Origin of the sequence: Helicobacter pylori (genome assembly GCA_008032955.1) — a bacterium.
GTDB classification, from domain to species: Bacteria; Campylobacterota; Campylobacteria; order Campylobacterales; family Helicobacteraceae; genus Helicobacter; species Helicobacter pylori_DC.
In genome coordinates, this window is record CP032046.1 from 243,433 (window position 1) to 258,600 (window position 15,168).

Annotated in this window: 14 protein-coding genes and 2 pseudogenes; 14 read left to right on the top strand and 2 right to left on the bottom strand. The window is 39.0% G+C overall.

Features of this window, described 5'->3' with window-relative positions:
- Positions 1–85: 85 nt before the first annotated feature.
- From D2C72_01210 to D2C72_01265, 12 genes and pseudogenes are all read left to right on the top strand, one after another.
- On the top strand, positions 86–808 hold the full coding sequence (locus D2C72_01210) for a hypothetical protein (GenBank protein QEF43082.1): 723 nt from the start codon (positions 86–88) through the stop codon (positions 806–808).
- Positions 798–1,655, top strand: a complete 858-nt coding sequence (locus D2C72_01215) for an outer membrane beta-barrel protein (protein QEF44153.1) — start codon at positions 798–800, stop codon at positions 1,653–1,655. The genes D2C72_01210 and D2C72_01215 overlap by 11 nt, the downstream gene beginning before the upstream one ends.
- An 11-nt stretch (positions 1,656–1,666) precedes the next feature.
- Complete coding sequence (locus D2C72_01220) at positions 1,667–2,608, top strand: outer membrane beta-barrel protein (GenBank protein QEF43083.1); 942 nt, start codon at positions 1,667–1,669, stop codon at positions 2,606–2,608.
- A gap of 63 nt (positions 2,609–2,671) precedes the next feature.
- Positions 2,672–3,940 carry a M23 family peptidase gene (locus D2C72_01225; GenBank protein QEF44155.1) on the top strand — a complete coding sequence of 423 codons (1,269 nt, stop codon included), beginning with the start codon at positions 2,672–2,674 and terminating at the stop codon, positions 3,938–3,940.
- Positions 3,877–4,527, top strand: a complete 651-nt coding sequence (minC, locus tag D2C72_01230; protein QEF43084.1) for a septum site-determining protein MinC — start codon at positions 3,877–3,879, stop codon at positions 4,525–4,527. Before D2C72_01225 ends, minC begins: the two co-directional genes overlap by 64 nt.
- Complete coding sequence (gene lpxC / locus D2C72_01235; GenBank protein QEF43085.1) at positions 4,524–5,411, top strand: UDP-3-O-[3-hydroxymyristoyl] N-acetylglucosamine deacetylase; 888 nt, start codon at positions 4,524–4,526, stop codon at positions 5,409–5,411. The genes minC and lpxC overlap by 4 nt, the downstream gene beginning before the upstream one ends.
- Positions 5,412–5,483: 72 nt before the next feature.
- Entirely contained in the window at positions 5,484–5,906 is a 423-nt protein-coding gene (locus D2C72_01240; GenBank protein QEF44154.1) for a tRNA threonylcarbamoyladenosine biosynthesis protein TsaB, read from the top strand.
- Between the two features lie 53 nt (positions 5,907–5,959).
- Positions 5,960–6,841: a homoserine kinase gene (locus tag D2C72_01245; protein ID QEF43086.1), complete on the top strand. Its 882-nt coding sequence runs from the start codon at positions 5,960–5,962 to the stop codon at positions 6,839–6,841.
- The gene (locus D2C72_01250; GenBank protein ID QEF43087.1) at positions 6,813–7,082 is read left to right on the top strand and encodes a DUF448 domain-containing protein; all 270 of its coding nucleotides are present in this window, start codon (positions 6,813–6,815) and stop codon (positions 7,080–7,082) included. The genes D2C72_01245 and D2C72_01250 overlap by 29 nt, the downstream gene beginning before the upstream one ends.
- Positions 7,079–9,923: pseudogene (locus tag D2C72_01255) on the top strand (translation initiation factor IF-2). Before D2C72_01250 ends, D2C72_01255 begins: the two are co-directional and overlap by 4 nt.
- On the top strand, positions 9,923–10,258 hold the full coding sequence (gene rbfA, locus D2C72_01260; protein QEF43088.1) for a 30S ribosome-binding factor RbfA: 336 nt from the start codon (positions 9,923–9,925) through the stop codon (positions 10,256–10,258). The pseudogene D2C72_01255 and the gene rbfA overlap by 1 nt, the downstream one beginning before the upstream one ends.
- Positions 10,251–10,691 carry a ribosome maturation factor RimP gene (locus D2C72_01265; protein QEF43089.1) on the top strand — a complete coding sequence of 147 codons (441 nt, stop codon included), beginning with the start codon at positions 10,251–10,253 and terminating at the stop codon, positions 10,689–10,691. Before rbfA ends, D2C72_01265 begins: the two co-directional genes overlap by 8 nt.
- Before the next feature lie 102 nt (positions 10,692–10,793).
- Here D2C72_01265 and acs read toward each other — a convergent pair whose 3' ends face one another.
- Positions 10,794–12,782 (bottom strand): acetate--CoA ligase, encoded by a 1,989-nt coding sequence (acs, locus tag D2C72_01270; protein ID QEF43090.1) that lies wholly within the window; start codon positions 12,780–12,782, stop codon positions 10,794–10,796.
- A 200-nt stretch (positions 12,783–12,982) separates the two neighbouring features.
- Between acs and D2C72_01275 the strand changes: the two genes are divergently transcribed.
- Positions 12,983–14,095, top strand: coding sequence for a metallophosphoesterase (locus tag D2C72_01275; protein ID QEF43091.1), 1,113 nt, complete (start codon positions 12,983–12,985; stop codon positions 14,093–14,095).
- Here D2C72_01275 and D2C72_01280 read toward each other — a convergent pair.
- Positions 14,079–14,265 (bottom strand): annotated as a pseudogene (locus D2C72_01280) (hypothetical protein). The gene D2C72_01275 and the pseudogene D2C72_01280 sit on opposite strands and share 17 nt — an antisense overlap.
- A 169-nt stretch (positions 14,266–14,434) precedes the next feature.
- Here D2C72_01280 and D2C72_01285 point away from each other — a divergent pair.
- Positions 14,435–15,106, top strand: coding sequence for a DNA-binding response regulator (locus D2C72_01285; protein ID QEF43092.1), 672 nt, complete (start codon positions 14,435–14,437; stop codon positions 15,104–15,106).
- The last annotated feature ends 62 nt before the right edge of the window (positions 15,107–15,168 follow it).

Here is a 15,168-nt window from a genome sequence, read left to right on the forward strand (position 1 = left end):
TTTACTCCATTTTAACCGGTCATTTTAATTATTTTAGTATAATTGAAAGAAACTTTTAACAAACAATTCAAGGGATTTAGCGATTTTGGGTCTTAAAAAACGAGCTATTTTATGGTCTTTAATGGGGTTTTATGCGGGATTGAGTGCGCTTGATTATGACACCCTAGACCCAAAATACTACAAATATATCAAGTATTATAAAGCCTATGAAGACAAAGAAGTTGAAGAATTAATCAGAGATTTAAAGAGGGCGAACGCTAAAAGCGGGCTTATTTTAGGGATCAATACTGGGTTTTTTTATAACCATGAAATCATGGTCAAAACCAATAGCTCTAGTATCACCGGGAATATTTTAAATTATCTGTTCGCTTACGGCTTGCGTTTTGGCTATCAAACTTTCAGGCCGTCGTTTTTTGCACGCTTGGTCAAGCCCAATATTATTGGCAGGCGCATCTATATCCAATATTATGGAGGGGCTCCTAAAAAAGCGGGCTTTGGGAGCGTGGGGTTTCAATCGGTTATGCTGAATGGGGATTTTTTATTGGATTTTCCTTTGCCTTTTGTGAGGAAATACCTTTATATGGGGGGGTATATGGGTTTAGGCTTGGGAGTTGTAGCGCATGGGGTGAATTATACGGCGGAATGGGGGATGTCTTTTAACGCAGGCTTGGCTCTAACGGTATTAGAAAAAAACCGCATTGAATTTGAATTTAAAATTTTAAATAATTTCCCTTTTTTACAATCCAATTCTTCAAAAGAGACTTGGTGGGGAGCTATAGCGAGCATTGGGTATCAATATGTGTTCTAAAAAAATAAGAAATCTCATTTTATGCTTTGGTTTTATTTTAAGCTTGCACGCTGAAGAGAATATCGCCAAAGAAAACATGACCGAAACGAACACGACTGAAGAAAACACCCCTAAAGACGCTCCCATTCTTTTGGAAGAAAAACGCGCCCAAACGCTAGAGTTTGAAGAAAACAAGGAAGTTAAAAAGAATATTGATGAAAAAAGCCTGCTTGAAGAAATCCATAAGAAAAAACGCCAGCTTTACATGCTTAAAGGGGAATTGCATGAAAAGAATGAATCTCTCTTATTCCAACAAATGGCTAAAAATAAGAGCGGTTTTTTTATAGGCGTAATCCTTGGCGATATAGGGGTTAGCGCTCATTCTTATGAGAAGTTTGAACCTTTAAGCAATATTCAAGCTTCTCCTTTGTTGTATGGCTTAAGGAGCGGGTATCAAAAGTATTTTGCTAACGGGATTAGTGCCTTACGCTTTTATGGGGAATATTTAGGGGGGGCGATGAAAGGGTTCAAAAGCGATTCTTTGGCTTCTTATCAAACCGCAAGCTTGAATATTGATCTATTGATGGATAAGCCTATTGACAAAGAAAAAAGGTTTGCGTTAGGGATATTTGGAGGCATTGGAGTGGGGTGGAATGGGATGTATCAAAATTTAAAAGAGATTAGAGGGTATTCACAGCCCAACGCCTTTGGGTTGGTGTTAAATTTAGGGGTGAGCATGACGCTCAACCTCAAACACCGCTTTGAATTAGCCCTAAAAATGCCTCCCTTAAAAGAAACTTCGCAAACCTTTTTATATTATTTTAAAAGCACTAATATTTATTATATTAGTTACAACTATTTATTGTAAAGGCTCAAGGGTTGAAACTCAAATACTGGTTAGTTTATCTGGCGTTCATTATAGGACTTCAAGCGACAGATTATGACAATTTAGAAGAAGAAAACCAACAATTAGACGAAAAAATAAACCATTTAAAGCAACAGCTCACCGAAAAAGGGGTTTCGCCCAAAGAGATGGATAAGGATAAGTTTGAAGAGGAATATTTAGAGCGAACTTACCCAAAGATTTCTTCAAAGAAAAGAAAAAAATTGCTCAAATCTTTTTCCATAGCCGATGATAAGAGCGGGGTTTTTTTGGGGGGTGGGTATGCTTATGGGGGATTTAATCTTTCTTATCAAGGGGAGATGCTAGACAGATATGGCGCGAATGCCTCTAGCGCGTTTAAAAACAATATCAATATTAACGCTCCTGTTTCTATGATTAGCGTTAAATTCGGGTATCAAAAATACTTTGTGCCTTATTTTGGGACACGATTTTATGGGGATTTATTGCTTGGGGGAGGGGTGTTAAAAGAGGATGCAAGCAAGCAATCTGTAGGCTCATTTATTTATGTTTTAGGGGCTATGAATACGGATTTGTTGTTTGATATGCCTTTAGATTTTAAAACTAAAAAGCATTTTTTAGGCGTTTATGCGGGTTTTGGGATAGGGCTTATGCTCTATCAAGACAGGCCTAATCAAAACGGGAGGAATTTAGTAGTGGGGGGCTATTCAAGCCCTAATTTTTTATGGAAATCTTTGATTGAAGTGGATTACACTTTTAATGTGGGCGTGAGTTTAACGCTTTATAGGAAACACCGCTTAGAGATTGGCACTAAATTACCGATTAGCTATTTGAGGATGGGAGTAGAAGAGGGAGCGCTCTATCAAAATAAAGAAGATGATGAGCGTTTGTTGATTTCGGCTAACAACCAGTTCAAGCGATCTAGTTTTTTATTAGTGAATTATGCGTTCATTTTTTAAGGCTTGATTTTGGAGTTAAGGTTTAAAATTTTAGCGTTAGTCGTTTTGATTTTAGGGGGTTATTTGATTTTTAACGCTTTAATCACAAAAACCAAAGCTTTAAGTTTTAGTTTGAATAGCGAAGAGGATGCGCTCAATAACAATGATGAAACGCTTTTTTGGGATTTAAAAAAGCCCATTAAGATTAAAATAGTAGCCCCAAAGGGCATCAAACGCTATAAATTAAAAGTAACCACACAAGACAATTTGATCTTATATGAAAAAGAAAGTCTGGTATTGGATAAACCCAAGTCTTTAGAAGTGCCTTTGATCAAGCCTGAAATCATGGGGCTAGAAGACAAGTGCCTTTGGTATGAAATTAAAGCTAATGATTGGAGTTATGCTAATTTTTTCAATGGCAATAAAGCGTCTTTCAAACAAGAAGTGTGCATTGATACGATAAAACCCTCAATCGTTATTTTATCTCGTTCCCCAAGCATCGCTTATGGGGGGAGCGCGGTAGTTGTCTTTGAAGCTTTGGATAAGAATTTGTCTCAAGCGTTTGTGCGCGTCAAAAAAAAGGATTTTGAAGCTTTCAGGCTTTTAGAATTCAAACAGCGTAATGTTTTTATCGCTCTAGTGCCTTGGCCTTATAAAAATAAGGATTTTAAGGCGTTCATTGTCGCTAAAGATAAAGCCTATAACTCTAATACCGCCCTTTTATTGTTCAAGCGAAAAATCCATCGTTTGAGGGAAAAAGATATAGACTTAAGCGCCTTAAAAGATAAGATTGCAAAGCAAGAAAAATTTCAAAATCACACTGAGCAAACTTTATTAGAAATATTTTCTAACGCGCGCTTAAAAGATTTAGAAAAAATCCAAAAAATCGCTTTAGAGCAAGGGGATTTTTATAAGGATTTTTCTCATTTTCAAGCGCTAAAACCCTTGAATGGGCCTTTTAAAATGGTAAGCAATTTTTTAGAAAATCGGCGGTTTTTAAAGGACAATCAGGTGTTGTTTAAATTCTTGCATTTAGGAGTGGATTTGATACCCAGTAAGGATTTATCTTTAGCGTTTGATCCATCTATGAAGAGGGTTTTTAAGGGGGAGTTGGATTTTTATGGTAATAGTTTAATCAATTGCTATGGGCTGGGTTTGTGCGTTTTTTTGGCGCATTTAAAAGATGATGAAAGCGTGGGGAGTAGTGGTTTGAAATTAGGGATCGGATTGCATTTAGGGATGCTTTTGCAAGGAGTTTTTGTCCGGCCCAATGAATGGCTTAATGAACAATGGATAAAAACCAATATCATTGCCCCCATAGAGCAAGCCAAACGGCTTTTAATGAAAGGATAGTCATGTTAAAAACGAATCAAAAAAATGTGCATGCGTTTGAAATTGAAAAGCAAGAGCCTGAGGCGGTCATGGAATTTTTAGAAAAAAACCATGCCCTTTTGCAATATTTTCTCATTATATTTAAATACGATATTGAACCAGAAGTCAAAGCCATTTTGCACAAACACCAGCTTTTGTTTTTAGAAACGAATCGCGCTTTAAACGGGCGCTATATCAAAACCACAGAAAAAGACGCTAACCTTTTAAAGCAAAATAACCCTAATGCGATAGAACCCAAAACAACGATTTATGAGCGTAATATCAGGAGCGGGGAAGAGATTTATAGCGCTAACCACCTTATTTTTTTGGGTAATATCCACAACGGGGCGAAGATCATTTCAGAAGGTTCTGTGTCAGTTTATGGGGTTTGCGAAGGGGCGATTGTGTGCTTTGGAGAGTATTTGATCTTAAAAGAAGTCAAGAGCGCTCAAATCGTTTTTCAAAATCAAATTTTGTCTCTAAAAGAGGTTGAACGGCTTTTAGTAAATAAAAATATTAAAATAATCACTAAAAATGACGATATACTAGACATAAAGGAAGTATTATGAAACAAACAACCATTAACCACTCTGTAGAATTAGTAGGGATAGGTCTACACAAGGGCGTTCCTGTGAAGCTTGTTTTAGATCCATTAGAAGAAAATCAAGGCATCGTTTTTTACCGCTCTGATTTAGGCGTGAAGCTCCCCTTAAAACCTGAAAACATCGTGGATACCAAAATGGCAACCGTGTTGGGTAAGGATAACGCTAGGATTTCTACGATTGAGCATTTGCTTTCAGCTATCCATGCGTATGGTATTGACAATCTTAAAATCTCTGTGGATAACGAAGAGATCCCTATCATGGATGGGAGTGCTTTGACTTATTGCATGCTTTTAGATGAAGCGGGGATTAAAGAGTTAGACGCTCCTAAAAAGGTGATGGAAATCAAGCGAGCCGTTGAGGTTAGAGAAGGCGATAAATTTGTTAAAATTGAGCCAGACAGCCAACTTTCTTTGAATTTCACGATTGATTTTAACCATCCGGTTATCGCTAAGCAAGCCCATCATTTCATCTTTAGTAAAACCGCTTACAAAGAGCAAGTCGCTAAAGCCCGCACCTTTGGGTTTTTGCAAGAAGTGAATTACTTGCGATCCATTGGTTTGGCTAAAGGGGGGAGCTTGAATAATTGTATCGTGCTGGATGAAAACAGCATCTTGAATAAAGAGGGTTTGAGATGCGAAAAGGAATTCGTGTGCCACAAGATTTTAGACGCTATGGGGGATCTAATGGTTTTAGGCATGCCTGTGATGGGCAAATACACTTCTTTTTCAGGTAGCCACAAGCTCAATTCCATGCTGGTTAAAGCCATTTTAGCAGACGCTAAAAATTACGAAGTTTTGATCGCTACAGATCCGGCTAAAGAATTTGCGTTGCAAAAGGCTTTCGCTTAATCCTAAATTAGGGTTTATTTTTTGGAATTGGATTTAGTGCTTATCTCTTTAGGCGAGAGAGTCTCGCTTGGGGTGTATCAAAACAATTTTTTATGCACTTCTTACACTTCCAAATCAAAAACAAGCGAAGCTTTAGTGGAAGTTTTTTCACAATTATTCAAAGATTTTAAAAACCCTACTTTACCGGCGATTAAGGGAGTTTATTACGCTAAAGGGCCAGGGAGTTTCACTAGCTTAAAACTCACGCATGTTTTCTTACACACTTTGGCTTTAATCCATGACTTTGAACTCTATTCCACCACAGGCTTTGATTTTAACGACAACACGCCCATTTTGGCGTATGCCAATAAATACTTTGTTTCAAAAGAAACAGAAAGCTTGACCGATTTTAAAGATTTGAAAATTGCGCCAAAAGATTTCAAGTTGCCCTCTTTTTTAGAGAAAGACAAATTCACCCAATTGAACACGCCGTTTTACATTTTACCTCCTATTTAGTGTATAATGCTAGTTTTAAAAATGAAAGGGTATCAACAATAGGGGTTTAAAATTTGGTAGTGAGTGTTCCTGCAACGAGTGCGAATTTAGGCCCCGGTTTTGATTGCTTGGGTTTGAGTTTGAATTTACGCAATCGTTTTTTTATTGAGCCTAGCAGTTTTCATGCGGTGAAATTGGTTGGGGAGGGTGAGGGGATTCCTAAATTTTTAACCAACAATATTTTCACTAAAGTGTTTTATGAGATTTTAAAAAAGCATGGGAATGACGGATCGTTTAAATTTTTATTGCATAATAAAGTCCCTATTACAAGGGGCATGGGGTCTAGCTCGGCAATGATTGTGGGGGCGGTCGCTTCAGCGTTTGCGTTTTTAGGGTTTCCTTTTGATAGAGAAAACATTGTCAATGCCGCTTTAATTTATGAAAACCACCCGGATAATATCACCCCGGCGGTGTTTGGGGGGTATAATGCGGCGTTTGTGGAAAAAAAGAAAGTGATAAGTTTAAAAACCAAAATCCCTTCTTTTTTAAAAGCGGTGATGGTGATCCCTAATAGGGCCATTTCTACCAAGCAATCGCGCCACCTCTTGCCCAAGCGTTACAGCGTGCAAGAAAGCGTGTTTAACCTTTCGCATGCGAGTTTGATGACGATGGCGATTGCACAAGGGAAATGGGATTTGTTGCGTTGTTGTTCTAAAGACAGGATGCACCAGTATAAGCGCATGCAAACTTATCCCGTGTTGTTTGCGATCCAAAAGCTCGCTTTAGAAAATAACGCCTTAATGAGCACGCTTTCAGGGAGCGGTTCGTCGTTTTTTAACATGTGTTATGAAGAAGACGCCCCTAAATTAAAGCAGGTTTTGAGCAAGAAATTCCCTAAATTTAGGGTAGCGGTTTTAGATTTTGACAATGATGGAGTTCTTATTGAGAAAGACTGAAATTAAAATCCGCATGTGCGTGGTGTGCAGAATGCGCCAACCTCAAAAGGGTTTGTTGCGCTTGAAAAGTTTTGAAAATCAAATTGTGGAGTTTGACGGGAAGGGTCGTAGTTTTTATGTGTGTGAAAATTGTTTGAAAAATGGAGAAAAAAAGTTGTTGAAAGCGATTTCAAAAATAAAGAACGCCCCAAAAGATACCAAAAATATTATTAATTGGATTAAGGAGAGAAGCATAGCATGAGTGATATGGTTGATTTAAAAAAATTTGTAACCGAGCTTGGCAAGACCCAAAAAGAGCTTAAAAACGTGATCGAGCAAGCCAAAGATATTGGTTTAGAGCTTAAGACAAATTCTAAAATGACCCCAGAGCAAGCCGGCAAGCTATACAAATACATTGTGGATGGCATTAAAGAACAAATACAAGCCAATCAACCCGCTAAGAATCCTGAACAAGACAATAAAGACGATTTGAAGATAGCCGCAACGCCTAAGCCACTTGCTAAAAAGGCTTCCAAAACGCCTAAAAAAGAAGAAAAAAGCCAGCCAAAGCCCAAAAAAACTAAAGAAAAGAAAAAAGAAGCTCCTGCACCCATTGCCAAAAAAAGGGAGGAATAGAGATTGTCAACACTTTTGAAAACCAAACGCCCCCTACAGAAAACACCTCTAAAGCACTAACCCCCTCTCAATCTCAAATAGAAAAAGCCAAACAAAAGCTTCAAGAAATCCAAAAAAGCCGAGAAGCCCTAAACAAGCTCACCCAAAGCAACACTAACAGCACCAATAACGCTAATAACGCTAATAACGCTAAAAAAGAAATCAGCGAAGTTAAAAAGCAAGAGCAAGAGATCAAACGCCATGAAAACATTAAAAGACGCACCGGTTTTAGGGTGATTAAACGCAACGATGAAGTAGAAAATGAAAGTGAAAACAGCGTAACAGAAAGCAAAAAACCCACTCAAAGCGCGGCGGCTATTTTTGAAGACATTAAAAAAGAATGGCAAGAAAAAGACAAGCAAGAGGTTAAAAAAGCCAAAAAACCCAGTAAGCTCAAAGCCACCCCCACCGCCAAAAACAACAAATCCCATAAAATTGATTTTAGCGATGTAAGGGATTTTAAGGGCAATGATATTTACGATGATGAAACCGATGAAATCTTATTGTTTGATTTGCATGAACAAGATAACCTCAATAAGGAAGAAGAAGAAAAAGAAATCCGCCAAAATATCAACGATAGGGTGCGCGTCCAAAGAAAAAACCCTTGGATGAATGAAGGTGGGATCAAACGACAATCCAAGAAAAAGCGCGTATTCCGTAACGATAACAGCCAAAAAGTGATCCAAAGCGCGATTGCAATCCCTGAAGAAGTGCGTGTCTATGAATTCGCGCAAAAAGCGAATTTGAATTTAGCCGATGTGATTAAAACCCTCTTCAATTTAGGACTTATGGTAACTAAAAACGACTTTTTGGATAAGGATAGCATAGAAATTTTAGCCGAAGAGTTCCATTTAGAAATTTCTGTTCAAAACACTTTAGAAGAATTTGAAGTAGAAGAAGTGCTAGAGGGGGTGAAAAAAGAGCGCCCACCTGTGGTTACTATTATGGGGCATGTTGATCATGGCAAAACTTCGCTATTGGATAAAATCCGTGATAAAAGAGTCGCTCACACTGAAGCTGGGGGATCACTCAGCACATTGGTGCTTACATGGTAGAGAAAAATAACAAATGGGTGTCTTTCATTGACACCCCAGGGCATGAAGCCTTTAGCCAGATGCGTAATCGTGGGGCTCAAGTTACAGATATTGCAGTGATTGTGATAGCGGCTGATGATGGCGTGAAGCAACAGACTATTGAAGCTTTAGAGCATGCAAAGGTGGCTAATGTGCCTGTGATTTTTGCGATGAATAAAATGGATAAGCCTAACGTGAATCCGGACAAACTCAAAGCCGAATGCGCTGAGCTTGGTTATAATCCTGTGGATTGGGGCGGAGAGCATGAGTTCATCCCTGTTTCGGCTAAAACGGGCGATGGCATTGACAATTTATTAGAAACCATTCTCATTCAAGCGGATATTATGGAATTAAAAGCCATAGAAGAGGGCAGCGCTAGAGCGGTTGTTTTAGAAGGGAGCGTGGAAAAAGGGCGTGGGGCAGTAGCCACGGTGATTGTCCAAAGCGGGACTTTGAGCGTGGGGGATAGTTTTTTTGCTGAAACAGCGTTTGGTAAAGTAAGAACCATGACTGACGATCAAGGCAAGAGCATTCAAAATTTAAAACCCTCTATGGTGGCTCTCATCACAGGCTTAAGCGAAGTGCCGCCTGCGGGATCTGTTTTAATAGGGGTAGAAAACGATTCCATCGCGCGTTTGCAAGCTCAAAAGAGGGCGACTTATTTACGCCAAAAAGCCTTGAGTAAAAGCACTAAAGTGTCTTTTGATGAGCTTTCAGAAATGGTCGCTAATAAGGAATTGAAAAACATTCCTGTAGTCATTAAAGCGGATACGCAAGGAAGCCTAGAGGCCATCAAGAACAGCCTGTTGGAGCTTAATAACGAAGAAGTAGCGATTCAAGTGATCCACTCAGGGGTGGGGGGCATTACTGAGAATGATTTGAGCCTGGTTTCTAGCAGTGAGCATGCCGTGATTTTAGGCTTTAATATCCGCCCCACTGGTAATGTGAAAAATAAGGCTAAAGAATACAATGTGAGCATTAAAACTTACACGGTGATTTATGCCTTGATTGAAGAAATGCGATCGCTGTTATTAGGCTTGATGAGTCCTATTATTGAAGAAGAGCATACCGGGCAAGCGGAAGTGAGAGAAACCTTTAATATCCCTAAAGTTGGCACGATAGCCGGGTGTGTGGTGAGCGATGGGGTGATCGCTCGTGGCATTAAGGCGCGTTTGATTAGAGATGGCGTGGTGATTCATACCGGCGAAATCCTTTCTTTGAAACGCTTTAAAGACGATGTGAAAGAAGTTTCTAAGGGCTATGAGTGTGGGATCATGCTAGAAAATTATAATGAGATTAAAGTGGGCGATGTGTTTGAAACCTATAAAGAAATCCATAAAAAAAGAACCCTCTAATGAACGCTCATAAAGAACGCTTGGAATCCAATCTTTTAGAATTATTACAAGAAGCTTTAGCGAGTTTGAATGATGGCGAGTTGAATTCTTTAAGCGTTACTAAAGTGGAATGCTCTAAAGGGAAGCACCATGCTCATGTGTTTGTGCTTGCATCAGATTATAAGATCCTTTCTAAATTGAAAAAAGCTGAGGGTTTGATCAGGCAATTTGTTTTGCAAGCGAGCGGGTGGTTTAAATGCCCAAAACTCAGTTTTGTTTTAGACAATAGCTTAGAAAAGCAGCTCCGCCTAGACGCCATATTCAATGAAATCGCTAAAGGGAAAGATAATGACTAAAAGAATAGAAGAGAAAATAGAGGGCGTGATTGAAAGCTTGGGATACTTGCTTTATGATGTGAGCTTGGTTAAAGAAAACGAGCAGCATGTTTTAAGGGTGAGCCTTAAAAACCCTAATGGGGCGGTTAGCTTGGATATTTGCCAGCAAGTGAGCGAGGTGATTTCGCCCTTATTAGATGTGTGCGATTTTATTCAAGACGCTTATATTTTGGAAGTGAGCTCTATGGGGTTAGAAAGAACGCTTAAAACCCCCAAACATTTCAAGCTTTCTTTAGGCGAAAAAGTGGAAGTCAAACTCATCAATAAAGAAAGCTTTCAAGCTACCCTTAAAGACGCTAACGATTTGAGTGCGGATTTTGAATTAGAGAATCACGCTATCAAAAGCGTGGAGTATAAGGATTTAAAGAAAGTTAAAACGCTTTTTGAGTGGTGAAATAATGCGAAGCGGTAGCGTTTCTGCACTCTATAAGAGATGCTTGATTGAAATTAGCTCTTGTTATTTGGCTAAAAAACGCTAAAAAGCATTTTTTAGATTTCACTCCTCCATTTGAGCGATACTCATTATTTCTTTAACTACATTCACATCTTCTAGCGTGCTTAAATCTTGAGTGATAGGCTCTTTTTTGGCGATGGATTTCAAAAGCCTTCTCATGATTTTCCCGCTTCTGGTTTTAGGCAAACCCGGCACATACATGACATTGTCTAATTTCGCGATCTTTCCAATCTCAACGGATAAGATATGATTCATTTCTTTTAACAATTCTAAACTCTCGCCAAGATTGCATTTAGCCCCATCGCACAGCACCACAAACGCAAACAAGCCCTCTCCTTTAATCGCATCAGGGATACCCACTACCGCGCATTCAACCACCATTTCATGTTTAGAAATAGCGCTCTCCACTTCAGCCGTGCCAATCCTATGCCCACTCACATTCACAATATCATCTGTGCGCCCAATAATAGTGATGTATCCGTTTTCATCCACGATAGCGCCATCTCCAGAGAGGTAAACATATTCCCCATTCAACTTGATTTGAGAAAAATAGCTATCAATGTATCGTTTTCCATCGCCCCAAATGTTTCTTATCATAGAAGGCCATGGCTTAGTGATGCATAAAAACCCTTGCTCTCCAGGCTTTGTTTTAGTGCCGTCTTCGTTTAAAACTTCCGCATGGATTCCAGGCAAAGGCAAAGTCGCACAACTGGCTTTTATAGGCGTAGCTCCCGGTAAAGGGCTGATGATGTGCCCGCCTGTTTCTGTCTGCCACCAAGTATCCACGATGCTGCATTTTGAGTTGCCGATTTTTTCATAAAACCATTTCCATGCTGTAGGGTTAATGGGCTCTCCCACCGTTCCTAAAACTTTGAGCGACTCTAAATTATACTTTGAGGGTTCGTTTTCACCTTTGGCATGCAACATTCTTATAGCGGTAGGGGAAGTGTAGAATTTATCCACACGGTATTCTTCTATCATCCTCCACCATCTCCCATAATCCGGATAAGACATCGTGCCTTCTAGTATCAAAGTCGTCGCCCCACAAGCTAAAGGTCCATAAACCACATAAGTGTGCCCTGTGATCCAGCCAATATCGGCGGTGCACCAAAAATTATCGTTATCTCTAATATCAAAAACCCACTCCATCGTCATTTGCGCCCATAACAAATACCCCGCACTGCTGTGTTGAACGCCTTTAGGCTTTCCGGTTGATCCGCTTGTATAGAGCAAGAATAAAGGATCTTCAGAGTCCATCATTTCAGGTTCGCATTTATCGGATTGGTAATTGACCATTTCATTATAGACAAAATCGCGCCCTCTCACATAGTCAATCTCTTTGGCGTTTCGTATCACAATGAGCGCTTTTTCCACGCTAGGGCAGGCGTTATTTTCTAGAGCCTTGTCAAGGGCTGGCTTGAGCATGTAAGGTTTGCCTTTTCTAAAAGTCCCATCCGCTGTGATAACTAATTTGGCTTGAGTGTCGTTGATCCTATCCCTTAAGGCTTCAGGGCTAAACCCAGCAAAAACGATGCTATGGATCGCTCCAATCCTAGTGCATGCGAGCATCATATAAACGCTTTCTACAATCATGGGCATATAGATAATGACTCTGTCGCCTTTTTTGACATTGAATTCGTTTTTTAAAAGGTTGGCTGTTTTATTGACTTCAGAGTGGAGTTTTCTGTAAGTGATGACATTATAATCCCCCATTTCCCCTTCAAAAATGATCGCCACTTTATTTTTTTTGTCTTTTAAATGCCTGTCTATGCAATTGTAAGAAACATTGATTTTGCCGTTTTCAAACCATTTGAAAAAAGGGGCGTTATCGCTGTTTAAAACCTTATCAAAAGGTTTAAACCATGTGAGTTTTTGCTTGGCTAACTCGCCCCAAAAATGTTCATAATCTTCATTGGCTTCATGCACTAAATCTTTATATTCGCACATGTTTTTAATCCTGGCTTGCTTGGCAAACGCTCTGTTAGGGTTAAAGATTTTTTTAGCGAATTCTAAATCATCGTCTAATTGCATCGCATCTCCTTTTTCATGGTTTTAAGCGTATTTTTTATTATTGTATCCAAACTCACACTCTTTTAAAGGGAGGGATACTTTTCTCTTTCTGTGGGGATTGAGACTGATAAAAAAGGAAACAATAGCACGATGAAACCTAAAGGGTGTATTAGCGTTAACATGCTAATATAGTAGAACATTATGGCTACAAAAAGGGTGGTATGCTGATTTCCATAGCGTTTTTATTGGTTTTATGTCTTTTGAATTATAGTTCTTTTAGGATGTTAAAATCGTTTTTAACCCTAAAGAAAATCTCTCGATACGCTTATTTGGGGTTTTTCATCCTTTTGAGCGCGGGCGAGGCGGCTTTTGTTTTTTATAGGAATACCATGCCTAGCCATTTGTTTGTTTTGACTTCGGCGTGTTCGTTTGTATCCTTTATTGTGTTTGTTTTTTCTTTGAGTTTTTACGGGTTTTCTTACTCCATAGAAAAAATAGATTTCTTACCTTCAAGGCGTAAAGGTTTAAAAAATTTTTTAAAATTGGGGTTTTATCTGGCGTTATTAGGGTATTTTTGGCGCGGGTTTTATGAGGGGTTGGCCCGCCCTAAAATCAAAGAAACCCCTATTTATTTGGATAAGCTAGACAAGGAATTAAAGATTATTTTACTCACAGACATGCATGTGGGGAATTTGTTGCAAAAAGATTTTGTTGATTACATTGTAGAAGAAGTCAATCAAAAAGAAGTGGATATGGTGCTGATTGGGGGGGATTTAGTGGATGAAAACATTGAAAAAATCAAATCTTTTTTACTGCCTTTAAACAACCTTAAAAGCACGCATGGCACTTTTTATGTGCCAGGAAATCATGAGTATTATCATGGCATAGAGCCGATTTTATCGTTTCTTGACACGCTTAATTTAACGATTTTAGGGAATGAGTGCGTGAATCTAGGGGGGATCAATTTGTGCGGCGTGTATGATTATTTCGCACGAAAGCATCAAAATTTTGCCCCTGATATTGACAAAGCTTTAAAAAAGCGCAATGAGAGTAAGCCCACGATCCTTTTAGCCCACCAGCCCAAACAAATTAGAAGCCTCAAAGAAAGCCACTCTATAGATTTAGTGCTTTCAGGGCATACCCATGCGGGGCAAATCTTTCCTTTTAGCCTTTTAGTCAAGCTGGCGCAAACCTATTTATATGGTTTATACAAGCACAGCGACACCACTCAAATTTATGTGAGCAGTGGGGCAGGGTATTGGGGTGTTCCTTTAAGGTTTTTAGCCCCTAGCGAGATCGCATACCTTAGGCTTTTACCTAAAAATCAAGCTTAGTTAAACAAAATCTTAAAATCGTAATCAAGCGGTTAAAAATGAGAATTAAAAAACAACCGCCAAGACAAAGGGAAAGGAGGGGGAGGTGACCCTTTAACCTTAGCGGTGCCAACCAAACCATAAGGAATGGTTGGATTGTAATTATACAATAAAATGGTGATTTTTAGCAAATGAATTTAAAAATTATCCATAAAAACGCTCAAAGGCATTTTTTACAACCAATAATCAAGGGCTTGATTTTGATCAAGCGATAACTTTTATTAATATTTTCTTAAACTAATTTAAAATTATGATATAATCAGTGCTTGAATTACTCTTAAATTCAGGAGCCAACAAACCATGCGCGTTCTACTGATTGAAAAAAATTCTGTTTTAGGCGGAGAAATTGAAAAGGGCTTAAATGCTAAAGGCTTTATGGCTGATGTAACAGAGAGTTTAGAGGATGGGGAATATCTTATGGATATTAGGAATTATGACTTGGTTATAGTTAGCGATAAAAATGCTTTAAGTTTTGTTTCTAGAATCAAGGAAAAGCATTCTTCTATTGTTGTTTTAGTTTCTTCGGATAACCCTACAAGCGAGGAAGAAGTCCATGCGTTTGAACAAGGCGCGGACGATTACATCGCTAAACCTTATCGCAGCATTAAGGCTTTAGTCGCAAGGATTGAGGCTCGTTTGAGATTTTGGGGCTCTAATGTGATTGAAATTGGGGATTTGACCATTAGCCCTGATGAAGAAAAGATTATTTACAAGGGGCGTGAAGTTGAAGTTAAAGGGAAGCCTTTTGAAGTGCTTACCCATCTTGCCAGACATAGGGATCAAATCGTCTCCAAAGAACAGCTTTTAGACGCTATTTGGGAAGAGCCTGAAATGGTTACCCCTAATGTCATTGAAGTGGCTATCAATCAAATCCGCCAAAAAATGGATAAACCCTTGGGGATTTCCACGGTTGAAACCGTAAGGCGCAGAGGCTATCGTTTTTGCTACCCAAAACCGGCGTGTGAAGAATAAATTCCGTGGTTTTTGGCTAAAAATAGATTAAAATGAGGGTGTGGCTCTGTCAAATATTGACC

Bases quoted from the DNA above. Each gene is read 5' to 3' on its own strand.
- D2C72_01285 (QEF43092.1), top strand. From the start codon at position 14,435: ATGCGCGTTCTACTGATTGAAAAAAATTCTGTTTTAGGCGGAGAAATT.
- D2C72_01265 (QEF43089.1), top strand. From the start codon at position 10,251: ATGACTAAAAGAATAGAAGAGAAAATAGAGGGCGTGATTGAAAGCTTG.
- acs (QEF43090.1), bottom strand. From the start codon at position 12,782: ATGCAATTAGACGATGATTTAGAATTCGCTAAAAAAATCTTTAACCCT.
- minC (QEF43084.1), top strand. From the start codon at position 3,877: ATGGATAAAAACCAATATCATTGCCCCCATAGAGCAAGCCAAACGGCT.
- D2C72_01215 (QEF44153.1), top strand. From the start codon at position 798: ATGTGTTCTAAAAAAATAAGAAATCTCATTTTATGCTTTGGTTTTATT.
- D2C72_01250 (QEF43087.1), top strand. From the start codon at position 6,813: ATGATGGAGTTCTTATTGAGAAAGACTGAAATTAAAATCCGCATGTGC.
- D2C72_01275 (QEF43091.1), top strand. From the start codon at position 12,983: ATGCTGATTTCCATAGCGTTTTTATTGGTTTTATGTCTTTTGAATTAT.
- lpxC (QEF43085.1), top strand. From the start codon at position 4,524: ATGAAACAAACAACCATTAACCACTCTGTAGAATTAGTAGGGATAGGT.
- rbfA (QEF43088.1), top strand. From the start codon at position 9,923: ATGAACGCTCATAAAGAACGCTTGGAATCCAATCTTTTAGAATTATTA.